Genomic DNA, 26,198 nt, shown 5'->3' on the forward strand with positions numbered 1-26,198 from the left:
TCTCCCACCTCCCGCTGCAACTAGTGTGAGGGCGTCTCAGCTGGGGGGCGGGCTACATGTTCTCCGGCGTCTCGATGCCCAGCAGGTCCAGGCCCTCGGAGAGCCTGTGGAGGACGAGTGCGCACAGGGCGAGCCGTGACTGGCGGACGGATTCGTCCGCCTTCAGCACCGGGCACTGGTCGTAGAACGAGGTGAACAGCTGCGAGAGTTCGAACAGGTAGGCGCACAGCCGGTGAGGCTCCAGCAGTTCCCCGACCTTTCGGAGGGTCGCACCGTACTCCAGCAGGTGGAGCGCCAGGGCCCGCTCGGCAGGTTCGACGACGGCGATACTCACTGCCGCCGTCGGCTCCCCCGCCGCTTCGCCAGGCTCGCCCGCCGGCGAAGCCGCTGCTTCCGCCTTCCGCAGGATGGAGCGGATCCGGGCCGCAGCATACTGCACGTAAGGGCCCGTGTTGCCACTGAGGGCCAGCATCCGGTCGAAGTCGAAGACGTACTCGGTGTCGTGCCCCACGGCGAGGTCGGCGTACTTCACGGCGCCGATGCCCACCTGCCGGGCAGTCACAGCCCGTTCCTCATCCGAGAGGTCGGGGCGGCTCGAGTCCACCACGGCGCGGGCACGGTCCACTGCCTCCTCCAGCAGGGCCATAAGCTTCACCGGGGTGCCCGAGCGGGACTTCAGGATCTTGCCGTCTTCGCCCAGCACGTTGCCGATCTGCACGTGGGTGGCTTCCACTGTGTCCGGGAGCCACCCGGCCTCCCGCGCGGTCTCAAAGACCATCCGGAGGTGCACGTTCTGCGGGGCGCCCACCACGTAGAGGATGCGGTCGGCATGGAGTTCCTGGACCCGGTACCGGATGGTGGCAAGGTCGGTCGTGGCGTACCCGTAGCCGCCGTCGGATTTGCGGATGATCAGCGGCAGCGGTTCTCCGTCCCTGCCCTTGAAGCCCGCCGGGAAGGTGCACAGTGCCCCTTCGCTGACGCGGGCCAGGCCGCGCTCCTCCAGTTCCTGGCACAGTTGTGCTAGATGGGGATCGTAGGAGCTCTCGCCGGCGATGTGGTCGTCCTCGAGGCTGACTCCCAGCGTGGCGTAGATGGCATTGAAGTAGACCTTCGAGTGGTCCACTAGCCGCTGCCACACCTCCAGCGTTTCCTCGTGGGCCGACTGGAGGGACACCACGCGAAGGCGGGCCCGCGTCGCAAAGCTGTCAGGGCTGCCGTCGGAGCTGTCGAACTTTGCCCGTGCTGCCTGGTAGAACGCACTGGGGTCCTCCACCAGCAGGGCGGCTTCGGGCGAATCCTCGCCGATCTCCAGCCAGTGTTCAATCAGCATTCCGAACGGCGTGCCCCAATCGCCGATGTGGTTCTGCCGGATCACCGTATGGCCCAGCGCCTCAAGGACGCGGACCAGGCTGTCCCCCACCACGGTGGTGCGGAGGTGCCCCACGTGCATTTCCTTCGCAACGTTTGGGGAGGAATAGTCGACGACGACGCGACGGGCCTGCGTCTCCGGGCCGCCCTGCGGCTGGGACGCCTGGGCGTTGAGAAGCTCCTCGATCCAGGTGCCGTCGAACGTGAGGTTGATGAAGCCGGGGCCGGAAATTTCGACGGCGGTGCAGAGTCCGTCGAGCTCCAGCGCCTCGACGATCCGGGCGGCAGCATCGCGTGGCGGCAGGCCGACCTTCTTGGCGAGCGCCATGGCGGCGTTGACCTGGATGTCGGCGAACTGCGACGGCCGGACAACCGGGTCGGTGTCCCGGAACTCTTCGCCGAACGCTTGGGCAATAGCTGCCTGGACTCTGGGGACAACCATCTCGGCCGGATTATTCACAAACTCAAAATTATCAGTCCCCGCCCCTTCCGACGCTCTCTCACTTCCTGCACTTAAATCCGGAACGCTCTCTCACCTCCCTGCCATGGGGCCGTGAAGGTGAGAGAGCGTTGCCTGAAAAGCCGCCAAAAGGGAGAGAGCGTCCCGAAAAAACCCGCCAAAGGTGAGAGAGCGTCCCTACCGGGTGGGGCTAACCATGACTACGCGTCCGTGCGGAAGACCTGGACCACGGACGGGCGCGGGGCGCGGGCCTGGCCGCGCGCCGGCGTCGTGCCTGCCGGAACGTAGTCCGGGAAGTACGAGTTGGGCGCGTCGAACGTGCCATCTTCGCCCGGGTGCTGCACGGAGACGAAAACGGTGCGCTCGTCGTCGTGCACGATCGGTCCGCAGGTCTCGGCGTCGCGCGGCACGGCGAGGAACTGCTCCACCTTGCCGCGCTCGGCGCCGTCGAGCGTCACCTTGAACAGGCCGTCCGCGCGGCCGATGCCGGACGGGGCGCCGTCGGTGGAGATCCAGAGGTTGCCCACGGAGTCGAACGCGAGGTTGTCCGGGCAGGAGATCGGCGAGACCTGGTCCACCGGGAAGCCGGAGAAGTAGGTGACGTCGCCCTGGCCCGGGTCGCCGCAGACCATCAGCAGGTTCCACGCGAACTTGGTGGAGGTCTGGCCGCCGGTTTCGGTGATTTCCACGATGTGGCCGTCGCGGTTGGCGTTGCGCGGGTTGATCTCGGTGGCGCCTTCCTTGCCCGCCTTGCCGCGGTCCGAGTTGTTGGTGCAGGCCACGTAGATCTTGCCGGTGTGCAGGCTCGGCTGAACGTCCTCGCAGCGGTCCATCTTGGTGGGTCCCACCTTGTCCGCGGCCAGGCGGGTGTAGACCAGCACCTGTTCCACGGACATGCCGTCGACCTTGGAGACGCCGTCCACCACCAGGGGCAGCCATTCGCCGGTACCGTCGAACGAACCGTCGGCCGGCACGGCGCCGGTGCCGGTGATCTCGGCGGCCGGGGAGTTGCCGGTGAACTTGGCGACGTAGAGGTTGCCGGCGGAGAGGAGGGTCATGTTGTGCTTGCGGTCGCCCTCCCGGTACTTCTCGGCCGAGACAAACTTGTAGAGGTAGTCGAAGCGCTCGTCGTCGCCCATGTAGGCCACCACGTGACCGGATTCCGCCACGATCACGTTGGCGCCCTCGTGCTTGAAGCGGCCCAGGGAGGAGTGCTTCTTCGGCGTGGAGGTGGGGTCGAAGGGGTCCACTTCGACGATCCAGCCGAAGCGGTTGGCCTCGTTCTCATAGCCGGACTTGCGGGTGTCGAAGCGGTCGTCGTCCAGTTCCCACTGGCGGGCGGTGGCCTTGGAAGTCAGCCCGTAGCGGAGGTCCGAAGCGGACGTGCCCGGCGAGACAAAGTAGCCGTTGAAGTTCTCTTCGCCGGAGAGGATGGTGCCCCACGGGGTGGTGCCGCCGGCGCAGTTGCCCAGCGTGCCCTTGATGGCGCGGCCGGACGGGTCGTCGATGGTCTTCACCAGCGAGGATCCGGCAACCGGCCCGGTGAGTTCGTAAACCGTGCTGTTCAGGTAGCGGCGGTTGAGTCCCGCGCCCTTGACGTAGCTCCACGGCTTGTTCTTGTTCTTCCGCTCCAGCTCCACCACGGACAGGCCGTGTGCCGCCTGGCCCACAGCGCGGACCTCCGCGGCCGGCATGGTGGCCGGGAACATGATGTTCTCGTTGGTGTACTCGTGGTTCGCGAACAGCACGGCGCGGCGGCCCTTGCTGCCGGGAATCTCCAGGATGTCCGAGTAGTCGTTGTTGTAGCCGAACTGCTGTTCCTGGGCGGCGGCCGTCTGGTTGTTCAGGTCGAAGTCCGGAGCAGTGTTGAAGATGGGGTCGCCCCAGCGGATGACCGGCTGCCAGGTGAACCCTGCGGGCACGGTCAGCTTGTCCACGTCCGCTGCAACGGACGGGATAGCCGTGAACTGCAGCTTGGACTTGCCGAAGCCGTCCTTCGCGGCGGCGGCGAGGCCGGTGCCGCCGTCGGCCACTGCAGTTCCGGCGGACGTTACCGCGCTTCCGAGCACGACGGCGAGCGCACCGGCGGCGCCGAAGCCCAGGGCGGCGCGGCGGGACATCGTGGCAGAGGCGATGTCGCGGAAGTAGCTGTTGGAGCTCGTGTTGCAGACCTCGCCCGAGCAGGCGTTGTCGCACTTCAGCGCGCAGGTGACGGGGCTGCGCTTGCCTTTGGTGTGGCCAAGCATGGGGAGTAGGGCAAACTTGCGTCCGGTCGTTTCAGACATGGGGGCCTTCCAAGGGATGTGATGCGGTCCCGCCCACCCTTTCAGCCGATTCCAACCGGCAGCGGTCAGCCAGGTGAAGATCCGGTGAACAGCACTGCGTGGACGCGGCGGAGCCGGTCCAGCCACCAGTCCCGGCGCTCGGCGGGTGCCGCATATCGCTCCAGCAGCCCGGCGTCGGCGGTGACGTCGCGGACGCGGATGGCGCCGTCGTCGGCCACCAGCGGATCCAGCGTGATGTCCTGCTCAAACAGCGAGACTGTCCCCAGCCCGCACGCGTAGGGCAGTTCCGGGAGCGCCGCCGCCAGGGCCAGCCCGGCGCGGATCCCAACTGAGGTGTCCAGCGCGGAACTGACGACGGCGGGCAGTCCGGCCTGCGCCACGATGTCCAGGGCACGCCGCACTCCCCCGAGCGGCGCCACTTTCACCACGATGAGATCGGCCGCGCCTGCCCGCGCGACGCGGAGGGGGTCGTCTTCCTTGCGCACGCTTTCATCCGCAGCGATCAGCACGGGGATGCCGGCGGCCTGCAGCCGGCGGCGGACCTCGGCCAGGCCTTCGATGTCCGGGACCGGCTGTTCGGCGTATTCGAGCCCGACGGCGGACAGCCGGGTCAGTGCCTCGACGGCGGCGGGCACGTCCCAGCCGCCGTTCGCGTCCACCCGAATGGCGGCGTCCGGGAGGGCGCGGCGCACGGCCGCAACCCGGGCGGCGTCGTCGTCGAGCGTCTGGCCGCGTTCGGCCACCTTGATTTTGACGGCGTCCACGCGGCCAAAGCGGGCCAGGACTTCCGGAACCCGCTCCGCGGGGATGGCAGGAACGGTGGCGTTGACCGGAATCACTGACCGCAGCGGAGGCGGAAATCCTTGCCAGCCGGCTTCGACGGCGGAGGCAAGCCAGCGGGACGCCTCGGCGTCCCCGTACTCGGGGAAGGGGCAGAATTCCCCCCAGCCCAGCGTGCCGTCCAGCAGCAGGGCTTCGCGCTGTGTAATGCCGCGGAACTTGACGCGCATGGGCAGGCTCACCACGTGCGCGGAGGCCACAAGCTGCTCCACGGAAGGAAGGTTCACCGCAGGGAGGTTCACCGCAGGAAGGTTCCGGGGCTGGCGGGGTGCGTCGGCGGGCATGTTTTCACTCTACCGGCCACGTCTGACAGTCCTCCGGCCGGCCACTCCCCTGGTAGGGCCGACGGCGACTGGGGGCGAGCTTCACGTTTATGAGACTCGTCGCCGCCGGCCCAGCTCAAGGAGCCCGGGCATGCACTCCCTGCGGTTGCCGCAGGGAATGCTGCGGGGTTCGGCCGGTCCGCAACCCGGCCGTTAGTAAAATGCTAGGGTCCGGAAGACGGTGCCGCATGAGTACCTGCTACTCGTTTTTACCCCCGGAACGTACTCACGGAAGCGGCCACCACGCGCCGCAATCAGCGCATGATGGCCTGCTGGTTTCCGTCCGTTTACCGGTGCCCGTGATCGTCATCCTTGGCCCGGTCCAGCATCTTGCAGATGTCCTTCGCGTGCCGGACGCTGTTGTGCGTGATCTCGCCGGACACTACTTCCTTCTGGTCGGTGGAGGCGTACACCACGTTGCCTGCCAGCCGTCCTTCGGTGAAGTAGAACGCCTTGGGCAGGCCCTCGTCTTCAAAGGCCTTCTCCTCAGCAGCTCCCATGGCATAGATCAGGGCTGGCCCCCGGCCGGACAGGTGGGCGCTCAGCCCGTCCTCGGCAAGCCGCATGGTGAACGGCCCGGAGACGTCCAGCTCGTCGATCGTGGCGCCGTCGGAGGCGCGGGTCAGGTCGATCGTGGCGTCGCCGCGGTACTTGATCACCAGGGTCCCGTCATCCTTCTTCTCGCCCTTGTACGTGACTTCGCGCTCGTCCCCGGCAGACACCTTGATGGTGGTGTCGCAGGCTTCGAACTCGTAGTCGGCGTAGTACGCGTCGGGAACGGAAACGTACTTCCCGTCCGTGTCCTCCGGGGGCCATGGCCCCACCGCGCTTCCCCCGCCGTCGGACCCCGCAAACGCAGGGGCCGAAACTCCCGTTAGCAGCGCCAGCGACAGGGCGGCAGGCAGGCACAGGTTCCTCATTTTTCGGTTCATGGCAGCACTCCTGAAATGTGGCAGGAGGGGACGCATACGGACCTGTCCTGCCGATGTTAAACATCAAATACCCGCAAGGGGCGAACGAGACCAGATGTGATGCGGTGATATTGCGGCCCGTGTGTCCAGGGCGGCAATACGATCAAGCTAGCGCCGCCGTCGCCGGGGTGTCAACGGGTTTTTTGCGGATGCCAATGCCCTGCGTGTCACCGTCCGGGGACATTGGCATCCGCCACGGTCGCCGGCTTAGTGCTGATCGGCTGACGGCCGCTGTGCCAAGCGTAAGAAAAACGACCGCCGGCGGGCACGAGTATTTGCTACCTGTTTTGGCGCAGGATTGCCGCCAGTGGCGCCCGCCGTTACGGTGCCGAAAAGGCGGTATTCAGCCCCTGCAGCGCGGCCGGTGCCCGCAGACGGCTCCCAGCATTCTGTGGGACGCTGATGGTGATGAGTTCTCACCTTAAAGATTCCCGACGACGGCGGCCCGCCGGGCAGGTGCGTGGCGCAGTAGCACTGGCTGCCTTGTGCGTTCTCGCAACGCTGGCCTGTGTGGCAGGTTTGATGGCCACGTACTACTTCTTCGTGCGGACCACCACGGGACAGTACATTGACGAATCCGCCCTCGTGGAGGCCGTGGCCATCCACGGCCCGGCCGGCAAGGCCGCCACCAGGTTCCTGGACTGGCTGCCCACCGTCTCCCTGGTGGTTGCCGCCGTCGTGGTCCTGTTTGTCACGGTGATCCGGAAACGCTGGCGCGCCGCGGGCATTGCCGTGTCCGCGTGCATCGCCGCGAACATCGCCACACAGGTCCTGAAGGAGCTGCTGCCGGAGCGGCCGTTCCGCGGCGTGGAGACCCTGGAGCTGAATTCGCTGCCGTCCGGCCACACCACGCTGGCCGCCTCTGCCGCCGCGGCCGTGTTCCTTATGGCATCGCCGCGCTGGCGGCCGTTCGCAGGGTTCGCAGGCGGCAGCTTCGCCATAGTGTCCGGGATTTCGACGGTGGTGAACCAATGGCACCGCCCGGCCGACGTCATCGCAGCCTTCCTGCTGGTGGGCGCGTTCGCCATCCCTGCCGGCTGGCTGATCATCCGCACCGGCAACACCTGGAACGTATGGGACGGCTTCGGCGGGCACTGGGCGTCCTCACGCTGGTGGATCCGGCTGCCGGGCCTCCTCTGCCTGGCGTTCGCCGCCGCGGCCGCGTTCCTGCTTACCCGTTACGTCCCCGGTCAGGGCGGCAGCACCACGAGCTATTTTTGGGGCGGAATCTCGCTGATTGTGGTGGCCGGGTACCTGGCCACCGTGGCAACCACTGCTCTGTTTGCGTTTGCCGCACGACGGCGGGTGGCCGGCCGGGGCTAACGGCCCGCCGTCCAGTGGCGCATGGCGTATGACGCCATCTCATGGCTGCCCAGCCCTACTTCAGGAACGCGGCGTCGAAGGAATTCAGATCCACCGGGACGCCGTTGAGGCTGTGCTCGAACTTCTGTTGGATGCCGATCCGCATGGTGGCGGCCGTGTTCCAGCCGCCGTACTGCACCGGGGCGGGCGCGAGGTAGTCGGCCGTCCAGGTGGAGTAGGTGAGGTTGCTGGTGTTGGTGTCCCAGAGCGGAACGTCGGCGAAGGCCGTGCTGTTGCCCATCAGGTCCGGCCACATGCCGCTGCCGCTGTAAATCACGGGCCGCACACCCATGCTGCGGACTCCCTCCACCATGTCGCGGGTCACCGGAGGGCTGCCCGGTTCCACGTCCAGGGCGAAGAACTGGAGCTGCGCGGCGTAGGGACCCGCCGCGCTGATGCCGCCCTGCCAGCAGCTGGCGTCGCGTGTGTACACGGCAATCTTCAGGCCGGCGTCCAGCGCCATCTTGAGCTGGGGCTGGGTGCGGTACCAGGGCTCACAGGTACCCCACGCTGTGGAGTGCATGACGTACAGCCTGATCCCGGCGTCGTACGTTTTTTTGAACCACGCGGGGTCAGTGATCGCTGCGGTGGTGTCCACCACCTTGACCGAGGAGCTTGCTGTTGGCGGGAGGGCTTTCTTGGACTGCACCTTCGCCTCCTGAACTGGGATTTGCTGAGCCGGGTTGGGCAGCGCCGGCTTGGCTGCGGCCTGGTTGGCTGCGGCCGGATTCACTGACGCTGGCGCCGGCGCCGGTGCGGACGCCGGTGCGGTGCCGAGGCTCAGCAGCAGGGGTAGGGCGGCAAGGGCGGCGACAAGGTTGATCTGAAGCAAACGATACTCCTGGGTCTGGCCCGCCCGGAGTGGTCGGGGGCAGGCATGGCGCAGCTATGGCTGCGTTCGAGGGGGTGCGGAGTTGATCGAGCCCAGTTCCCGGTCAACCCGTGGGACGCGCACACGTAGTGCAGAGGTCCGCAGCCCACTTTACGGGTGTTGCGGCGGGTAGCGAAAACCGCAAAGACGAGTGTTGACTATCGAGGCCCGTGAATCTAGGGGGCTGTGGAAGGCGCATCCCATTTACATTGCTGCCGGCGAGGGCCAGAATAAATCGCACAACAGCCCCACTGGCTCAGCAGCGAGCTGACTTCCATGCTGCTTCAAACAGGGGGTTGCTCTGATGGCCGGTATCTATGATTCCAAGCTCTCCGCAAGGGTGGATTTCCCGGCGAGGGCACGGGCTGTTGCTTCCATTCCATCGCTGCTCAGGGTCCAGGGATTCCTGCGCACGCATGCCGGCCGCCAGGACAAGCCGGGGATCTGCGACTTCACCCTCGGGAACCCCCATCAAATGCCGCAGGAGGCATATGTTGCGGCGTTGCGGGACCAGCTCGAACCCAGGAACGAAGGCTGGTTCGCTTACAAGACCAACGGCGTCGAGGCGCAGAATGCCGCTGCGGTATCACTGCAACGCCTGTTGGAGATGCCGTTCGAACCCGATGACATCCACCTCACCACGGGCGGTTTCACGGCCATCGCGATGGCGTTGAAGGCGGTGGCCGATCCGGGCGACGAGGTGATCTACAGCCTGCCGCCCTGGTTCCTTTATGAACCGATCATCGTTGAAGCCGGGCTGGTACCGGTCAAGGTGCGCATCAACCCCGAGACGTTCGACCTGGACCTCATGGCCATTGCCTCGGCCGTCACGCCCCGGACCCGGGTGGTGATCGTCAACAGCCCCAACAACCCCACGGGCCGGATCTACCCGGAGACGCTGCTGGTGAAGCTGGCCGCCATGCTGGAGCTCGCCTCGGAAAGGAACGGACGCCGGATCTACTTGTTGTCCGATGAGGCATATAACCGGATTGTGTACGACGGTGCACGTTTCCACAGCCCGGCCGAGTACTACCCGTACACACTTCTCGCTTACTCCTACGGGAAAACACACCTGGCGCCGGGCCAGCGCATTGGGTATCTGGCGTTGCCGCCCACCATGCCGGACCGCGACGCCATGCGGGACATCCTGGGCGGACTGCAGGTTGCCATGGGCTGGATCTACCCCAACGCCCTGCTCCAGTACGCGTTGCCCGCGCTGGAAACGTTCAGCATCGACGTGGGGCAGCTGCAGCGGAAGAGGGACCGCCTCTTCGAGGAGCTCACCGGGATGGGCTACCAGCTGCACCGGCCGGAGGGCTCGTTCTACCTCTTCGTCCGCTCGCCAGTGGACGACGACGAAGCGTTCACCGAGTCCCTGGTTACCCATGACGTCTTTGTGTTACCGGGCGTCCTGTTCGAAACACCCGGGTTCTTCCGGATGTCGCTGACTGCCAACGAGGACATGGTAGAACGCAGCCTGCCCGCGTTCGCTGAGGCGATCCGGCTGGCGGGGATCGGGTAGGACGGGGCCGGCGCGCCGGACGCGGGGGCGGGGCCGGCGCGCTACCTGTTGCCCTGTCCGAGCCTGGCCACAATGGACGGGTGCACCAGCATGTTCCCGGACTTGGCATGGCGGAGCGTGTCCAGCAGGGTTGCCAGCGGACCTTCATTGGGTAGGAAGGCGCAGACTCCCATTGCCGCTGCTTCGCACAGCGCTTCCGCGGTGCAGCCGGCGGCGAGCATCACTATCCGCGCCGCCGGCAACACCTGCAGGATCTGCCGTGCAGCATCCAGTCCGGTCCCGTCGGGCAGCCGGTAAGCCACGACCAGGGCATCGGGCTTCAGGTCGCGCGACATGGCTATGGCCGAGTGAACGGATGTGGCCGCTCCGACGCTGCGCAGGCCCGGTTCGCGGTCCAGCGCATCAGTGAACTGGTCGACGAACTGCGCGGTGTGCCCGACCGTCAGGACCAGCCGCTCGGCCGCCCCGGACTCCGGCTGTATTGGTTCCGGGCGTGCCCCGACTGCCGAACGTCCCGCTGGTGCGCTCCCCGCAATCTCCAGCACCGACTCCGGTTGGTCCCCGGCGGCCGTGCCCTGCAGGAGGCGGGCGTGGGCCGCTTGCAGGACCGGGCCGGGCACGCATCCCATTTCCTGGTCCATCACGTACCGGCAGCGGTCGAACGCCCGGAGTGCCTCGGTCAGCTGTCCGGAGCGCTCAAGTCCAAGGACCAGCACCGTCCAGGCACGCTCGGCCAGGATGTCGTCCTCCAAAGCCGAGGTTGCCCATGCCATGGCGACCTCGGATTTCCCCTGCGCGCAGGCCGCCTGGGCCGCCAGGACTTTTGCCTCCACCACGCGTGCAGCGTGCATTGACCGTTCCTCCTCCGCCCAGGCGGGCAGGAGTTCCCCGCCCAACAAAGGCGCAGAAGCCAGTGCGAGTGCATCGGTCAGGAAACCGAGGGCCCTCCGGGGTTCCGCCTGCGCGGCCAAGCGGAACAGGGCATCGAACCGGTCCAGGTCCAGGTCCACGAGGGCCCGGTCCATGAGGTAGCCGCCCGTCACTGTTTTCAGTGGGCCGGCCTTTCCCGTGCCGGGTTGCAGGTGGCGGCGCAGCACGCTGACGTGGCTTTCCAGGGTCGGAAGCGCCAATACCGGGGCCCGCCCCTCCCATAGCAGGTCGACCAGCCGGCACTTGGACACCGGGGCACCCAGATGGAGCAGTAGGATTTCGAGGATCTGGCGCGGCTTGGGTCCGCCCAGGTCGTGCGCGCCCAGCGTCTGATTCCCCCGGCGGATTGTCAGCGGGCCCAGAATGCTGACGTCCAGCTTGGCGGACTGCACCCTGGACTTCGAGGCCGACGGCGCCCGGTGCGGTTCTGAAACCACCTCCACTTCCAGCATGCGGGTTACCCCCCAATTCCACACCGACGGCGATTAGGGACAATCTTTGCTCAGCAAGCTGATCATCCGCCTGAGTAGTCACTACTTGTTAATCGGCCGGGGCCCCCTCATGAACGATGCCCAGCTACGCATTGCGCTTCTGTCCCGTCAAAACGCCGTCACATGTGTTGACTCGCCGCAGGTCGCGGAGGAATATCGCAGTTGTCCGCACCGGCGCTGTAAGGGCTCTCCGCCGCCGTGCAGCGTGGGTGGCCCCAGCCGGAAGAAGGATCCCCCATGTCCATATTCGCCACCACTCCCGAAAGCCAGGCGTTCGGCCTGAAGGCGAAGATTTACGACGACGAACTGCGCTCCCGCGGTTATGTCGCCAAATTCACCAAGGACCTGTCGGTGAACCCGGAGGCGTACGTGGCGTTTGAAGCGCTCATCAGCGCCATCACCCAGAACATGGATCTGCGCCGCTACGAACTGGTCACCCTGGCCGCCGCGCAGGCGCTCGGATCGGCGCACTGCCGGCTTGCCCATGGAGTGAAAGCCCTGCGGGCAATTGACGAGGAGGAGCTGGTCCAGATCGCCCGGGACTACCACAATGCGGGATTGTCACCGGCGGAGGTGGCCATGATGGAGTACGCCGAGAGGCTCAGTACCGACGCCGTGACCATGACGGACGCGGACACGCTCGACCTGCGGGACCACGGCTTCACCGACCGTGAAATCCTGGACATCACGCTCGCGGCCGGTGCACGGAATTACATGAGCCGCGTGTTGCAGGCCATCGCGTCCGAAGTGGACGTCCCCACCAAGCTCTCCCCTCAACTCCGGAGCGCACTTCTGGCGCCCCTGGCACAGTACGGAGCAGAAGCGAAGCCGCGCCACCGCGGCGCCTGACCCCAGCCCAAACCCTCTCTCACTTCCGACAACAAAAGCCCAAACCCTCTCTCACTTTTTCAAGAAGAGTGAGAGAGGGTTTCAAAAGAACCTGCAGGTAGTGAGAGAGGGTCCAGCAGGCGGCGAGCGCGCGCTCCTAAACCAAAGCGGCGGCGAGCGCCTTGAGGATCCACTCCCGGTAGGCTTCGGGGGTCCATCCGGCGTCGTTCACCAGGGTGCGGTAGGCCTGCGGATGGCCGAGGGACCAGATGGCTGCGGCGGCGTCTTCGTCGGACATGCCCGAGGTCAGGCCGCCGCGCTCCCTGACCGCCGCGGCCGCTTCGTGATACCGCGTCAGCCGCTGCAGGGCGCGGGCCTTTTCCAGTTTCGCCACATCGGCATCCACGGCGGCCGCCTGTGCGATCACGCCCAACACTGTGGCGGTCCGCTGGTGCACCTCGGCGAACCAGTCCGCCAGCATGGCCAGCAGCGCTTCAAGATCGGGAGCCTGGCGGGTGCGTTCGCGCATGAACTCCAGCACCTGCGCCGGCGCGTTCGGCCCTGAGGCGGCGTCATCCAGCGCTGCCGAGAGCAGCGCCGCCTTGTTTCCTACGGAGTTGTAGACGGTCTGCACGGCCACGCCGCTCTCGGCTGCAACGCCTTCGATGGTGGTGCGCACGTAGCCGTTGGTAGCGAAGAGCCTGCTGGCAGTCGCCACGATGTGCAGCCGGGTGTCCGCCGCCTGGGCCGTCCTCCGCGTGATTCTGGGAGCTGTTGTTTTTGGTGCTGGCGCCATGAACTTAGACTATCCCTCCACTCACTGGAATGATATTCTAACGACATCGAAATACCGCAGTTGTTGGTCAAAGGAGCCAGTCATGGACCAGGGCATGCAGCAGTTTGATGTGGTGGTGCTCGGTGCCGGGCAGGCTGGCCTTGCCGCCGGATATCACCTTTCCAAGGCGGGGATGCGGTTCGTCATCCTGGAGCAAACACCCCGGATCGGGGACGTCTGGCGGGCCAGGTGGGATTCCCTCCGCCTCTTCACTCCGGCCCAGCACGACGCCCTCCCCGGCATTGCCTTCCCGGCGGCCCGGAACACGTTCCCCTCCACGGACGAGTTCGCGGATTACCTTGAGTGCTACGCCCAAAAGTTCAGCCTTCCCGTCCGCACCGGCGTGCAGGTGGCCAGCGTGGGCACAACCGGAAGCGGCTTTGCCGTGACCACCAGCGGTGGCGTGCTTCACTCGCGCAACGTGATTGCCGCCGTCGGCGCCAACGCTCTCCCCCGGATCCCGGCCGCGGCCGCGGGCCTGGATGCCGGGATCCTGCAACTCCACAGTTCGCAGTACAGGCGTCCGTCGGGCATCCCGGACGGAGACGTGCTGGTGGTGGGCGCCGGGACCTCTGGTGCCGAGATTGCGCTGGAGCTCGCCGCTACCCACCGCACATTTATCGCCGGCCGCCCCACTCCCCACGTTCCCGATCCCGTGTTGCGCTGGGCAGACCCGCTCTACTGGCGGTTCATCCATCTCGTCCTGACAACGGCCAACCCGCTGGGGCGGAAGGTGTCCGCCAACTTCCACCGGCGCGGGGCGCCGCTGATCCGAATCTCCGTCAAGGACCTGGACAGGGCGGGTGTGGTCCGGCTGCCGCGGTTTAGTGCCGCTGTGGGCGGACAGCCCGCGTTCGACGACGGCACGTCCCGGAACGTACGCACCGTCATCTGGGCGACGGGCTACAAACCAGCATTGGACTGGATTGAGGGCCTGCCCGTGACGGACTGGGGTTGGCCGAAAACCCGCCGCGGGGTCGTGCCGGAGCTGCCCGGGCTGTACTTTGTGGGCATGCCGTTCCAGTACTCGCTCACGTCGGGGCTGATCGGCGGGGTCGGCCGGGACGCGGCCTACGTCGTGGACGGCATCCTGGAGCGCAGCAAGAGCGGAGTCCCCGCGCCAACGAAGTAGTGCCCGCCCCAACCGGTACTGAGAGAGCGTCCCAGAAAAACGCGCCGGTAGTGAGAGAGCGTCCCCACAGGCTGCTGTTTAGTCGGGCGGGCCCGGGAGGGGGTGGTGCGCGGCGGGGTCGAACGCGTCGAACCTGGACGAGCCCATCATGAAGATCCCGCGCTGGGGAATCCAGAAGTCGCCCAGCCGGGTCTGCACCGGAAGTGCCCGCAGGGAGCCCAGGTTCTCGCCCTGCAATGTGGCGGTGCTGCCGGAGATGAACCACATCCGTTTCGGGTTGGCCCGGAAACCCTGGCCGTTCGGGACCCGGCCAACCAGCCCGATCCTGCCGGCCTGCAGCGCCGGCCCGGCCACGGCTCCCATGACCCGTAAGAAGGCCGGGCTCCCCCACAGTTTTGCCGGCAGCGCGGAGGCGAGCGCGGACATCGCACGGGTGACCGGTGTGGCGGCGAGGGTGACCTCCCAGTGGAGGCCGACGTCGTCCGCTATGTCCACCGTGAAGCGGTGGTCGTCGGCCCACGCGACGTCGATCCGGTGGACCGACGTGGACTCCAGGGCGCTGCCGAAGTAGCGGGGGCAGGACACCTCCGCGGGCACGTCCGTGTACATAATCCAGGAGCCCGAGGGGCGGCGCATCCATACGGCGGTGTAGCCGGGCCCCACTGAGGTGGTGGGAAACCGGCGCAGCGCGAGGAGGTAGCCGGAGCTGAACGGCTGGCCCATGATGCCGTAGCCGGTGAACCGTTCGTCCGCTCCTTCGGGGAGCCGGGAGTCGCGTTCCGCGGCGGCGATGAGTGACCTGATGGATTCCATGGCGCGCTCCTAGGCCTGCCTGCGGTAGGCGGCTTCGACCACCTGGTACGGATCGTGGCCCGGCACCACGTTGTGCATGGTGATGCGCCCGCCGTTGCCGTCGCCGGGTTCGATGTGGATCTGCCAGCCCCAGTCGGGTCCCTCCGGAGCCGGATAGGAGCCGGTCAGCCGGACCACGCCGTCGTCGCCGATGGTCCCGGTAAGGGTGAGCCACTCCGGCCCGGAGTGGAACGAATCCACCCACACCGCCGTGGCGTTTGTTCCGGAAGAAGCGTCCGACGGCGGTGCGTCGCCCGCCGCCCTAGCCCCACCTTCCGCGTCACCACGAGTGGCCGGCCCAGAGCCCAGGAGCAGCAGGCCGTTCTGCGGCTGGCCCTCGTGCGCCCATGTGTAGTCGATGGTCACGAAGTCCTTTGCCGTCACTGCCACCGTCGCGGCGGACACTGATTCCTGGTATTCGTCCGTGGGCATGATCCGCATCCGGTTGTGGCCCTGCCAGGTGCCCGTGAACGGTGCCAAACATTCGACAATTTTCATACCGGCAGTCTGGCCCTGATCCGCCCGCGCCGCCAGTGGGGGCGCCACCGGTACGGCCCGCCGATACCGCGCGGCTAGTAGTTCCGGCGGTGTTTGAGCCGCGGAATCGTGATGGCGAAGACGACGGCGGCGGCGAACCCCAGCACGCCGGTGGCCCACACGCCGGCCCCCAGTGAGACGGCGGCGGTGACGCCGGAGAGGAGCACCGGGCCGCCCGTGGCGCCGGCGTCGGCAATGAACCGCCAGAGTCCCAGGAACTGGCCGCGGCCGCGGTCCGGGGAGAAGTCCGCGCCGAGGGTCATGATCAGGCCGGAGCTGATGCCGTTGCCGAACCCGATCAGCAGCGCCGCCAGCAGCAGGCCCACGAAGGTGCCCGTGATCGGGATGAGCATCAGGGCGGTGCCCATGATTACCGTGGACGGGATGGCCACCCATTGCCGGCCCTTGCGGTCCATGAGCTTGCCGGCCGGGTAGAACACCAGCATGTCGATTGCCCCGGAGAGTCCGTAGATCAGCGAGGCGTGCGTGGCGTCCATGCCCAGGTTGTCCGCCCACAGCGGGATGACCACCTGGCGGGAGGCGCGCAGGGCGCTGAGCAGCAGGATCCCGGCGCCCACGGTAAGGAACACGCCGGCGTGGGACACGGCAATGCCCCGCATGGTGGGCTCCGGTCCGCGGTTCCCGTCGGCGGATCCCGGCGCGGGCGGCAGGTCCGGGATGGTGACGGACAGGATGGCGGCCGCTGCCATGGCCGCAACGCCCACCCAGTACGCGCCGCTGATCCCGGCAAACTGCATGACGCCGGCGCCCACGAACGGGCCGATGAAGATGCCGATCCTGCTCACGCCGCCCAGCGTGGACAGGGCGCGGGCGCGGAAGGCCACGGGCACCGCCTCGGTCAGGTATTTCTGCCGGGCCAGGCTGAAGACGCTGGCGGCCATCCCGACGACGACCATCGCCGCCGCGAGCAGCCACAGTCCGTCGGGAATCACCGAGGACAGCGCTGCCGCCGCCAGCGCCAGGGCACCGGCCGCGGCGGCCCCGACGATGGACCAGCGTTCGCCGAATTTGAGGGTGATCAGGGAGGCCGGCAGGTTGAAGAACCATGAGCCCAGGCCGATCAGAGTGACGATCAGCGCGGCCACCGCCACGGACGCGCCGAGGTCGCGCGCGGAAAGCGCCACTACCGGAAGCACCGCCCCTTCGCCGATGCAGAACAGCAGCGCCGGTCCGAACGCGGGGACGGCAATGCTGCGGAGGCTGAAGGGTTTGGTGGCTTGTGCGGAGGTCATCCCTTTCATCCTATGCAGGCCCGGGCAATACCGTTTTCCGTGGCGAAAATGGAAAGTGATTGTTTGACCGCATTTGCTGTGGCATTCTTTGGATGTCGCTGCGCTTCCGGGGCCGGCGAATACTGGGGGCTACCGGAGGTCTCATCGCTGCATCTTTTCCCCCGGGTCACATGTCCAAATGGGGGAACAATTGCATATCTTTCGCGGCGCTTTGTACCGCTCTCGTGAGCTCGTTTCAAGAGGAGCCAAATCAGCGCTTGGCGCGCTGATCTGCCTGTCATTGTTGTCAGCATCGTTGCTGGCGGGAATGCCGGCAGCGCAAGCTGCGGAGCTGGTGGGTGGCGAGACAATCGACCGGACCAATCAGGCCAAAATCGTCGAAGTTTTCAATGGCATCAACGACTTCCGGGCCTCCCAAGGGCTCAATCCGGTGAATTTCAATGCCACTGTCTCGGAGATGGCCGAAGACTGGTCCGACCATATGGCGGCTTCCGGTAATTTTGTCCACAACCCGAATTTCTACACCGATGCCAGGGTCACGGGCCGCTTCGCCGGCGCGGCCGAAATCATCGCAGCCCGTTCGGATGACTGGGCGCAGGGACTGGTGGAGCAGTGGATCGACTCACCCGGACACAACGCCGTCATGAGCGATCCCAAGCTCACCACCGTGGGCGTAGGGATCACCTATTTGGAGGGCAAACGCAGCGGCGAGCTGACGTTGTATGGCACGGTGAATTTCTTCACGTTCTGGAATCCGCCGGTTGGGATGTACACCACCGCCCAGGACTTCTTCGACGGCAAGCCCTCCATCGACACGGCACAGATAATCACCGTCGATACTGAAGATCCCGTCTTTGACGACGGGCTCAATAAAGTGACCATCCCTGATGCCCAGGGAGTGGACTACTTTGTGAACCAGGTTCCGACGCCGCCCGGAACCTACGACGCCGTGGTGGGCCGCATGCAGGTCACTGCGACCGCCAAGGCGGGCTACCGCGTCTTCGGGACACTGCGTTGGGAGCATGAGTTCCTGGCACCGCCCACGGAAATCGTCCCGATCGCTCCGACGTTTGATGGCGTAACCGGCCGGTTCACTGTTCCTTACATGGAAGGGGTCCAGTACTGGGTCAACGATTCCCTCTGGGGCTCCTCAACCTTCAGCAGCGAGTGGGACACAACGGTCTATATCCGGGCCGAGGCCCTCAAGGGCTACAAGCTCAGCGGCACCACGTCCTGGCAGTACTACTTCGCCAAGCCGGACCAGCCGGCTGATCCAGGCCCGGAGACGCCCGCAGAGCCGTCCGGCAGCTTTACCGATGTCCCTGCAGGAACGCAGTTCGCCACCGAGATCAACTGGCTCGCCAGCCGTGGCATCAGCACCGGCTGGGTAGAAGGCGACGGCTCTGCAACGTACCGGCCGCTGACTCCGGTCAACCGGGACGCCATGGCCGCCTTCATGTACCGCCTGCTGGGCGAGCCGCCCTTCAACGCCCCGGCCGCGTCTCCGTTCGCGGACATGTCCAGCAGCACCAAGTTCTACAAGGAGATCACCTGGCTCGCGGACAAGCGCATTTCCACTGGCTGGGAAGTCAACGGGGCGCGGACGTACCGCCCTGTGACGCCCGTCAACCGGGACGCCATGGCCGCCTTCCTTTACCGGCTCGCCGGCCAGCCCAGCTTCACGCCCCCGCTCGCCTCGCCGTTCATGGATGTGGATACGAGCAACCAGTTCTACAAGGAAATCACGTGGCTGGCCGCGCAGGGCATCTCCTCGGGCTGGAACGAAGGCAACGGCAAAGCCAGCTATCGGCCCTGGTCTGCCGTCAACCGCGACGCCATGGCCGCCTTCATGTACCGCTGGAACACAAAATTCGGCCGGCCATGAGGCCGCTCGCGTACCGCTCATCAACCTTCAGGGGGAACCAATTGCACCTACTCGTTACAAGCCTGCGCTCGTTGCGGAGTCCACGGACCGCACGGAAGGCGGCAGCCGCTCTCACCTGCACCATGCTGCTTTCCGCAACGTTCTTTGTTGGCGGTCCGGCCGCCACCGCGGCTCCCGTGGCGCCCGCAACCGAAGCGTCGGATACCCGCCAGGGTGAGCAAGTGGGAACTCCAGCGGTCGTACCGGCGCCCGCCGCCGCCCAGGCTCCGGCAGCCGGACCACTGCCCGGCGCGCCCACCACCGGAAGCGGACCCGTCACCGAAGGCACCACGACCGCCGGCGGAACCATCAACAGGGCCAACAGCCAGCAGCTCACCGATGTCTTCAACGCCATCAATGCCTTCCGGGCCACGAAGGGGCTGCAGGCCGTGACATTCAATGCCACGGTGTCCGAGATGGCCGAGGACTGGTCCGACTACATGGCCAGCAGCGGCAAATTCGAGCACAATCCCGGCTTCCACACCGATCCGCGTGTGGAAGGCCGCTGGACCTATGCAGGCGAAATCATCGCCGGCCGCCCGGACCACTCCGGAGCCGGTCTGGTGGACCAGTGGATCGCCTCGCCCGGCCACAACGCAATCATGAGTGACCCCAACTACACCACCATCGGCATCGGCATCGCCCGGCTTTCCGATCCCGACTACCTCCTGGGCACCGTGAACTTCTTCAATTTCGCGATGCCCCCGGCCGGCTCGTACGCCACAGCTGCGGAGTTCCTGAACGGTTCAGCAGAATCGACCCCGTTCGCGGATGTCCCTTCCGGCACCCAGTTCGCGGATGAGATCAACTGGCTCGCCAGCCAGGGCATCAGCACGGGCTGGAAGGAAGCGAACGGAACCACCACCTACCGTCCCGTGACGCCGGTCAACCGCGATGCCATGGCAGCGTTTATGTACCGCTTGGTGGGCGAACCCCCGTACAGCGCGCCGTACTACTCCTGGTTCGCAGACATCGCTCCCGGGACGCAGTTCTACAAGGAGATCAACTGGCTGGCGGAATACGGCATCTCCGGCGGCTGGGATGAAGGCAACGGCCAGTACACGTACCGTCCGCTGACGCCGGTGAAGCGCGACGCCATGGCCGCGTTCCTGTACCGGCTCATGGGCCAGCCCGCGTTCACCCCCCCGGCCACTTCGCCCTTCGTAGATGTGTCCACCAGCAACCAGTTCTACAAGGAGATCACCTGGCTGGCCTCCCTGAAGATCTCCACCGGCTGGGATGAAGGAAACGGAAAGTTCTCCTACCGGCCGCTGAACTCGGTCAACCGCGATGCCATGGCCGCCTTCATGTACCGCCTGGTCACCAGCCCGGCGAACGGCTAGCCGCATGGCTTTAATAAAACGCCCCGCCCGCACCCGCTACCTCGTTGTGGCAGCCCTCGTGGCCGGGGCGTCAACTCTGGCCGGTCCGGCAGTTCCGGCGCAGGCGTCAGAAGCCTGCGTCCTCGTTCCCAACGGGGCTTACACATGTTTCGACCGCGGCGACGAAGGTGCCGGCGAATGTCCCGGTGGCGCGTGGGTCGGCCCGGACAACGTGGTGCACTACGGTCCTCAACCGGAGCGGTTCCAGAACTGGCTGTTCGCCCCGTCACCGCTGATTGCGGGCCGTCCCGCCGTCGGAAGGACGCTTACGGTCCAGCCCTGCAACTGGGTTCCGGACCCCGTCACGCTGCACGTCCAGTGGAAGCGGAACGGGCGTGCCATTCCCGGAGCGACCGGACAGTCCTACACGCTGACCGAGTCGGACCAGGGCAAAGCCATAACGGTGACCGTGACCGGATCGAAGGCAGCCTTCGCCAGTCTGGCGCGGACCAGCGCACCCACGGCCGTTATTGCTCTCGCTGAGTCATACGTCGATCCGCCGGCGCCGGAAATCGTCGTCGGAAACTCCGTCACGAGCGTCGGCACGCGGCTGTACGCGACCAATACTTGGCGGTACACCGAGCTGTCATATTCCCACCAGTGGAAGCGCGACGGTGCAGCTGTGGACGGAGCCACTGGCGAAGAGTACGTCCTGACGACGGCGGACATCGGCCACAAAATGACGGTGACCCGGACGGGCTGGCGCCCTGGATGGGCCACGGTGACAAAGTCCAGCGCCCAGTCCGACGTCGTGGTGGCGGGTCCCCCGCCGTCGTTCACCCTGCCGCCGGACACCACGGCACCGGTGGTGGCTCCCTCCCTTGCCCAGGGAACGTACCTCTACGGCCAGGCACTTTCCCTCGCGGCAGATGAGACCGCTGACATCTTCTACACAACAGACGGTTCGACGCCGACGCAAAGCAGCGGCCGTTACAGCGGCCCCTTCTCCCTGGACAGGACCACCGAGCTTCGTTTCATCGGCATTGATCTGGCGGGAAATGTCTCGGCGGCCGCCACCCAGGTTTACTCGATCAAGCCCGAGCCGGTCGTGGACTCCGCCGCCCCCTCAATGTCCATGTCCCTCCAGAACGGGACCTACCTGACCGGGCAGCGGCTGGAGATTTCGACTGACGAGGTGGCAGCCGTCTACTACACCACTGATGGAAGCACTCCGACAACCGCCTCCTCCGAGTATTCGTCGCCGCTCAAATTGGAAGCAAGCGCGGCCTACCGGTTCATTGCCGTTGACACCAGCGGCAACTCGTCCGTTCCGGTGAGCCGAAGCTTCGTAGTACAAACGCCGGTGTTTGACGACATCGGGCCGGGAACCCAGTTCTTCGCCGAGATCAGCTGGCTCGCCAAGGAAGGCATTTCAACGGGCTGGGACGAACGGGGCTCCCGCACATACCGGCCCGTGCAGCCCGTGAACCGGGACGCGATGGCGGCGTTCATGTACCGGCTGGCCGGGTACCCGCCGTTTATCCCTCCGGCCGCATCCCCGTTTACTGACATCGCACCCGGGAACCAGTTCTACAAGGAAATTACCTGGCTGGCCTCAACGGGAATCTCCACCGGGTGGGACGAAGGCAACGGACGCCGGAGCTACCGTCCCCTGCAGCCCGTCAACCGGGATGCGATGGCAGCCTTCATGTACAGGTTCGCCGGCAGCCCCGATTTTGGCGCGTCACCCCTTTCGCAATTCACGGATGTCGCCGGCTCACCGTTCTACAAGGAGATCAGCTGGTTCGCTGACAAAGGCATATCCACGGGATACACGGAACCGAACTGGACGCGGACCTACCGCCCGCTGAAGCCGGTCAACCGCGACGCCATGGCTGCTTTCATGTACCGCCTCCACAGCGCCTTCGGCACTAAGTAGCCTTCATGGATGACGAGACAGCGGCGTCCGGCCAGCCGGTTCCCCCGGATGACCGGGCGCCGCTGTCGCCCCGCCAGCGGGTGCTCCTGTACTTCAACACCACCCGGCGGAAGTTCTGGGCCGGCGCCACCCTTGTGGCCGTCTGGCTGCTGCTGGAGTTTCTGCTCGACGGCCGGCCATACCTGGGGCCTGTTCCCAACCTGTTCCTGTACGCCGGCATCGCCGTGCTGTGGATCCTGTTCACACATGGAGCCGGGCTCGCCAAACCGCCGCCCATGCCTGCGGAGATCATGCGCCAGGATGCTCCGGGACGGTTTCCAATAAGGAGGAATGGGACTCGCCGCTGCCGCCGGACCAGGCGCTCGAAGCCCTGCAGGACACCTTCGAGCAGCCCGGAGTGCGCACCGAGGTGATGGACCGCAGCCTGTGGATTCAACTGGGCAAGGAATGGCAGGCCGCCGAATGGTGGCACCGTGACGCCGCCCGGGACATGAAGCGCCGGCCGGCGCTGCAGTTCTTCGTCGAAGCGGCCGACGCCGGGTCCCGTGTCTCCGCCTACAGCGTGGACCGCACACTCATGGGGCTGTACGACGTCGTGAAACTGTCGGACGAAATGTCCGGCACCGCCGTCGAACTCGCCCGGAAAGCCACCGGCGCACCGCCCAAAAGCAAGCCGCCGAAAGGCAAGCGGAACTAGCCATTGTTCGACTTGTTTATCCGGCCGGAATAGACTTCGCTCACTTGCACTTTTCCGGTGCCGTTTTGGATTCATTATCTGGGGGAACAATTGACACTGCTGGCGCGGCCCAAAACACTGGGTCCGGTAATCCTCGCGGCCGTTCTGTCGCTGCTGTTTATGACGGCGGCGCCGGCGGCCACAGCGGCAGCCGGAGCCACCATTAGCGGCACGGTATCAGTGCCCGCGGGCGCGGATGTAAAGAATGCGTTCGTCGCAATTTCGGGCACGAATTACTCCCGCCAGATCGGCGTTTCCGCGGACGGTTCCTACCGCTTTGATGAATTGGCTGCCGGGTCCTACACGGTCCGCTTTGATTACCAGTCCTGGCCCAGCCCGGACAGTATCCGCCCCGCACCGCAGTGGTACAAGGGCGGTGCCCGTTTCAGCCAGGCCACCAGCGTCACGCTTGCCGCCGGCCAGAGCCTCGCCGGCATCTCGGGAACGCTCGACGCCGGAGCCTTCATCAGCGGCCGGCTCACCCTGCCGTCCGGGGTGGACGCTGCGAAGGTCAGGATCGTTGCCAGCGAAACCGGCAATGCCAGCTACCTGCATTCCGCCACGGTGTACGCGCGGGCTGACGGCAGCTATGTGCTGAACGGGCTTCCGCCGGGCCGGTACCAGCTGTCCTTCTCCTCGCAGGACCGGGCCGGCGGCGGAATCGTCAGCAGCTATTACGGCGGTGCCACGGAGGCAGCCGCCACCGTCCTGGACGTGCCGCACCTTGGCGGGATCAACAATGTGGATCAGACGCTCACCGCCGCCGGGGCAGTCGGCGGGACGGTCACGGTTCCCGAGGGCATCTCGCCGGCCGGGATCTTCGTCAGCGCCTACCCGCAGGACGGGTCCACCAGCGTGCCCAGCGCCCGGACGGACGCCGGCGGCAACTTCGACATCGGCCATGTGAAGCCGGGCACCTACAAGCTCGCCTTTGAAGCATCCGGCCTCGAGCCGCAGTGGTACGGCCAGACCGGCAGCCCCGATGACTCGCCCGTGCTGACGGTTGACGCCGGTCAGGCGGTCGGAGGGCTGCAGCAGACCATCCAGCTCACTGCCTCCGCGTCGCCGCTGGTGTTCGCCGATGTTCCCCCGGGCACCCAGTTCGAGGCCGAGATCAACTGGCTGGCCGGCCAGGGCATCAGCACCGGCTGGGTTGAACCGAACGGCACCAAGACGTACCGCCCGCTGTGGCCCGTGAACCGCGACGCGATGGCGGCGTTTATGTACCGGCTGTCCGGCAAGCCGGATTTCTGGCCGCCGCCCGTCTCGCCGTTCGCGGACCTGGCCCCGAGCGACATGTACTTCAAGGAGATCATCTGGCTCACGGCCCGCAACGTTTCCACGGGCTGGGTTGACGGCAACGGCACCAGGACGTTCCGGCCCAGCCAGCCGGTCAATCGTGACGCGATGGCAGCGTTTATGTACCGCCTGGCAGGAAGGCCGGCCTTCGATCCGCCCGCCGTTTCCCCATTCGCAGATGTGACCACGGACAACGTCTATTATCACGAGATCACATGGCTGGCCGCGCAGGATATTTCCACGGGCTGGAAGGAAACGGACGGGACCAGGACGTTCCGGCCCTACCAGGCAGTGAACCGCGACGCCATGGCAGCCTTCATGTACCGCTTCGCTTCAAAGTTCACCCCGGTGTAGCGGCCGCCCGCGGTTCACCCGGTTCAACGGTCCGGGTCAGGGCGGGAACTTCCAGCAGCCCCTCACGCATCGCCCCGCCACGGGGCTAGGATCAGGTATCGCCGAAAAGCTTTCGTAACCCGGTTAGGGACAAGCCATGACATCGAAGTCCGCCAGCACTCGCGAACCTCTTGAACAGCCCCGGGCGGCCAGCGCCGGACTGGCTGGCCAGCTCAGCGATCTTGCCCGGGACCTGCAGCAGGAACAGGACACCGAAGTCATCCTGAAGATCATTGTCCACGCCGCCCTGGAACTGATCCCGCACGTCTCGGAGGCCTCCATCAGCCTGGTGACCGGCCGCCGCACGATCGAGTCCCGGGCTGCCTCGGGTGAACTTCCCGTCAAAATAGACGCGCTGCAAAGTGAGATGGGTCAGGGCCCCTGCCTGGAAGCAGCCTATGACGAACGCGTGGTGCGGGTTCCCGACCTGGCCAACGACAACCGATGGCCAGGCTTCGCGCAGGCGGCTTACAACCTTGGCGCCCGCAGCATGCTCTCCATCCAGCTCTTCGTGGAGGGAGACAAACTGGGTGCCTTGAACCTTTATGGCCAGGACGTGAACGTCTTCGACGACGAATCGGAACAGATCGCACTCCTGGTAGCTGCCCACGCCGCCATCGCCTTCTCCGACGCCAAGGAAATCGCGCAGCTGACCCAGGCCCTGGACACCCGGGACCTGATCGGCCAGGCCAAGGGAATTCTGATGGAGAGGTTCAAGATCACGCCCCAGCAGGCCTTCCTGGTACTGACCAAGGCGAGCTCGGAATCGAACATGAAGCTCAGGGACGTGGCCGAACATCTGGCCAGCAGCGGGGAGATTGTCACCCGCCGGAAGTGATCGGAGGCCCTGCAAGAACGCAGTCCCGGAGCAGGGACAGTCCCGGGGAGGGTTATGCTGGTTACGGACCCTTCCCGGTCCCGGCTCAGCAGGGGGCTTTTATCAGGACGTTCCGTACGTCCTGTGTAGAGAGCCCGTACGCATGCCCCAGGAACTCCCGCTTGATGAAATAACGCTCACCTTTGCCCGTATCAAGGGCCTGCTCCTGACCCGGGGGAAGGTGGACCGCGCCGTGCAGCTGCTCGCCGAAGGCATCCGCGACGCTTTTCCGGGGTGCTCCGGGGTGGGAGTTTCCCTGGTGGACGAAGACGGCGGCCTGTCCAGCGCGGGGTCCACGGACACCGTGGTGATCAACGCGGACGCGGCACAGTACGAACTCGGCCAGGGACCCTGCCTGCGCGCCTGGGAGTCCCAGCGCACCGTCCTGGTCAACGACGCCGGATCCGATGAGCGCTGGCCGCTCTGGTCCCGGGCCGCCAGGGATCTCTCCATAAAGTCCGTGGTCAGCTCTCCCCTTGTTGTGGCCAGCAGGTGCCTGGGGGCGTTGAAGGTCTACTCATCGCTACCCGGGGCTTTCGATAATGCCGCGGCCCTGTCGCTGGAAAAATTCGCGGTTCCCGCAGCCACGCTGTTGGACCACATTCAAGGTCCCGACACTCCGCGCCGCTTCACGGAAGTGGTTACCGCGGCCCTGCACAGCCGGGACACCACCCACCGTGCGCAGGGGATTCTGATGCAGCGGCACGGATTCACCCCGGAGCGCGCCCTTGAGGAACTGATGCACCTGTCCAGGACCAGCAAGCAGTCACTTGCCAGCGTCAGCGCGGAAATCCTTAAGATCTCCGCACGTCAGGGGCCGGCAGGCCCGTACTGGCGGTAGCCCGCAG

At 66.1% G+C, this 26,198-nt stretch carries 22 protein-coding genes; 12 read left to right on the forward strand and 10 right to left on the reverse strand.

The features are described 5' to 3' along the window. Positions 1 to 52: 52 nt before the first annotated feature. The 4 genes from argS to ARTH_RS16020 all read right to left on the reverse strand — a co-directional run bounded on the left by argS (position 53) and on the right by ARTH_RS16020 (position 6,208). Positions 53 to 1,810, reverse strand: a complete 1,758-nt coding sequence (argS, locus tag ARTH_RS16005) for an arginine--tRNA ligase (protein ID WP_011692980.1) — start codon at positions 1,808 to 1,810, stop codon at positions 53 to 55. A 218-nt stretch (positions 1,811 to 2,028) separates the two neighbouring features. Then, positions 2,029 to 4,113, reverse strand: coding sequence for a PhoX family protein (locus tag ARTH_RS16010; RefSeq protein ID WP_011692981.1), 2,085 nt, complete (start codon positions 4,111 to 4,113; stop codon positions 2,029 to 2,031). A gap of 65 nt (positions 4,114 to 4,178) precedes the next feature. Then, entirely contained in the window at positions 4,179 to 5,237 is a 1,059-nt protein-coding gene (locus ARTH_RS16015; RefSeq protein WP_011692982.1) for an o-succinylbenzoate synthase, read from the reverse strand. A gap of 326 nt (positions 5,238 to 5,563) precedes the next feature. Continuing rightward, complete coding sequence (locus ARTH_RS16020) at positions 5,564 to 6,208, reverse strand: hypothetical protein (RefSeq protein WP_011692983.1); 645 nt, start codon at positions 6,206 to 6,208, stop codon at positions 5,564 to 5,566. Positions 6,209 to 6,757: 549 nt separating this feature from the next. Here ARTH_RS16020 and ARTH_RS16025 point away from each other — a divergent pair. After that, positions 6,758 to 7,570 (forward strand): phosphatase PAP2 family protein, encoded by an 813-nt coding sequence (locus ARTH_RS16025; RefSeq protein ID WP_232223530.1) that lies wholly within the window; start codon positions 6,758 to 6,760, stop codon positions 7,568 to 7,570. 55 nt (positions 7,571 to 7,625) lie between these two features. Here the strand turns inward: ARTH_RS16025 and ARTH_RS16030 are convergent, their stop codons facing one another. Continuing rightward, positions 7,626 to 8,441 (reverse strand): hypothetical protein, encoded by an 816-nt coding sequence (locus tag ARTH_RS16030; RefSeq protein WP_011692985.1) that lies wholly within the window; start codon positions 8,439 to 8,441, stop codon positions 7,626 to 7,628. Positions 8,442 to 8,784: 343 nt separating this feature from the next. Between ARTH_RS16030 and ARTH_RS16035 the strand changes: the two genes are divergently transcribed. Beyond that, positions 8,785 to 10,002: an aminotransferase class I/II-fold pyridoxal phosphate-dependent enzyme gene (locus tag ARTH_RS16035; protein WP_011692986.1), complete on the forward strand. Its 1,218-nt coding sequence runs from the start codon at positions 8,785 to 8,787 to the stop codon at positions 10,000 to 10,002. A 41-nt stretch (positions 10,003 to 10,043) separates the two neighbouring features. Here ARTH_RS16035 and ARTH_RS16040 read toward each other — a convergent pair whose 3' ends face one another. Continuing rightward, on the reverse strand, positions 10,044 to 11,384 hold the full coding sequence (locus tag ARTH_RS16040) for a BTAD domain-containing putative transcriptional regulator (RefSeq protein WP_011692987.1): 1,341 nt from the start codon (positions 11,382 to 11,384) through the stop codon (positions 10,044 to 10,046). A gap of 276 nt (positions 11,385 to 11,660) precedes the next feature. On the opposite strand from ARTH_RS16040, the gene ARTH_RS16045 reads away from it, so the two are divergent. Next, on the forward strand, positions 11,661 to 12,272 hold the full coding sequence (locus tag ARTH_RS16045) for a carboxymuconolactone decarboxylase family protein (RefSeq protein ID WP_011692988.1): 612 nt from the start codon (positions 11,661 to 11,663) through the stop codon (positions 12,270 to 12,272). Positions 12,273 to 12,408: 136 nt separating this feature from the next. On the opposite strand, the gene ARTH_RS16050 is transcribed toward ARTH_RS16045, so the two are convergent. Beyond that, positions 12,409 to 13,047: a TetR/AcrR family transcriptional regulator gene (locus tag ARTH_RS16050; RefSeq protein ID WP_011692989.1), complete on the reverse strand. Its 639-nt coding sequence runs from the start codon at positions 13,045 to 13,047 to the stop codon at positions 12,409 to 12,411. An 82-nt stretch (positions 13,048 to 13,129) separates the two neighbouring features. Between ARTH_RS16050 and ARTH_RS16055 the strand changes: the two genes are divergently transcribed. Further along, positions 13,130 to 14,218 (forward strand): flavin-containing monooxygenase, encoded by a 1,089-nt coding sequence (locus tag ARTH_RS16055; RefSeq protein WP_198011515.1) that lies wholly within the window; start codon positions 13,130 to 13,132, stop codon positions 14,216 to 14,218. A 78-nt stretch (positions 14,219 to 14,296) separates the two neighbouring features. On the opposite strand, the gene ARTH_RS16060 is transcribed toward ARTH_RS16055, so the two are convergent. From ARTH_RS16060 to ARTH_RS16070, 3 genes are all read right to left on the reverse strand, one after another. Then, a complete protein-coding gene (locus ARTH_RS16060) occupies positions 14,297 to 15,031 on the reverse strand; it encodes a hypothetical protein (RefSeq protein WP_011692991.1) in 735 nt (244 codons plus the stop codon). 9 nt (positions 15,032 to 15,040) lie between these two features. Further along, complete coding sequence (locus ARTH_RS16065) at positions 15,041 to 15,568, reverse strand: DUF1579 family protein (RefSeq protein ID WP_156810685.1); 528 nt, start codon at positions 15,566 to 15,568, stop codon at positions 15,041 to 15,043. A gap of 74 nt (positions 15,569 to 15,642) precedes the next feature. Continuing rightward, positions 15,643 to 16,860, reverse strand: a complete 1,218-nt coding sequence (locus ARTH_RS16070; protein ID WP_011692993.1) for an MFS transporter — start codon at positions 16,858 to 16,860, stop codon at positions 15,643 to 15,645. Positions 16,861 to 17,143: 283 nt separating this feature from the next. Between ARTH_RS16070 and ARTH_RS23185 the strand changes: the two genes are divergently transcribed. The 8 genes from ARTH_RS23185 (at position 17,144) to ARTH_RS16110 (ending at position 26,191) form a co-directional block, all read left to right on the forward strand. Next, complete coding sequence (locus tag ARTH_RS23185; protein WP_232223531.1) at positions 17,144 to 18,745, forward strand: CAP domain-containing protein; 1,602 nt, start codon at positions 17,144 to 17,146, stop codon at positions 18,743 to 18,745. A gap of 122 nt (positions 18,746 to 18,867) precedes the next feature. Continuing rightward, entirely contained in the window at positions 18,868 to 20,127 is a 1,260-nt protein-coding gene (locus ARTH_RS24300; RefSeq protein WP_052309712.1) for a CAP domain-containing protein, read from the forward strand. Between the two features lie 4 nt (positions 20,128 to 20,131). Further along, complete coding sequence (locus ARTH_RS23195) at positions 20,132 to 22,045, forward strand: chitobiase/beta-hexosaminidase C-terminal domain-containing protein (RefSeq protein ID WP_011692996.1); 1,914 nt, start codon at positions 20,132 to 20,134, stop codon at positions 22,043 to 22,045. A 5-nt stretch (positions 22,046 to 22,050) separates the two neighbouring features. Beyond that, positions 22,051 to 22,458: a hypothetical protein gene (locus tag ARTH_RS16090; protein ID WP_043429972.1), complete on the forward strand. Its 408-nt coding sequence runs from the start codon at positions 22,051 to 22,053 to the stop codon at positions 22,456 to 22,458. Beyond that, positions 22,443 to 22,742 carry a hypothetical protein gene (locus tag ARTH_RS16095; protein ID WP_043429974.1) on the forward strand — a complete coding sequence of 100 codons (300 nt, stop codon included), beginning with the start codon at positions 22,443 to 22,445 and terminating at the stop codon, positions 22,740 to 22,742. The genes ARTH_RS16090 and ARTH_RS16095 overlap by 16 nt, the downstream gene beginning before the upstream one ends. 90 nt (positions 22,743 to 22,832) lie before the next feature. Next, positions 22,833 to 24,434 (forward strand): carboxypeptidase regulatory-like domain-containing protein, encoded by a 1,602-nt coding sequence (locus tag ARTH_RS23200; protein ID WP_011692998.1) that lies wholly within the window; start codon positions 22,833 to 22,835, stop codon positions 24,432 to 24,434. Positions 24,435 to 24,570: 136 nt separating this feature from the next. Further along, positions 24,571 to 25,311 carry a GAF and ANTAR domain-containing protein gene (locus ARTH_RS16105; RefSeq protein ID WP_011692999.1) on the forward strand — a complete coding sequence of 247 codons (741 nt, stop codon included), beginning with the start codon at positions 24,571 to 24,573 and terminating at the stop codon, positions 25,309 to 25,311. Positions 25,312 to 25,453: 142 nt separating this feature from the next. After that, positions 25,454 to 26,191, forward strand: coding sequence for a GAF and ANTAR domain-containing protein (locus ARTH_RS16110; RefSeq protein ID WP_011693000.1), 738 nt, complete (start codon positions 25,454 to 25,456; stop codon positions 26,189 to 26,191). Positions 26,192 to 26,198: the final 7 nt, after the last annotated feature.

The organism is Arthrobacter sp. FB24 (assembly GCF_000196235.1).
Classification (GTDB): Bacteria; Actinomycetota; Actinomycetes; order Actinomycetales; family Micrococcaceae; genus Arthrobacter.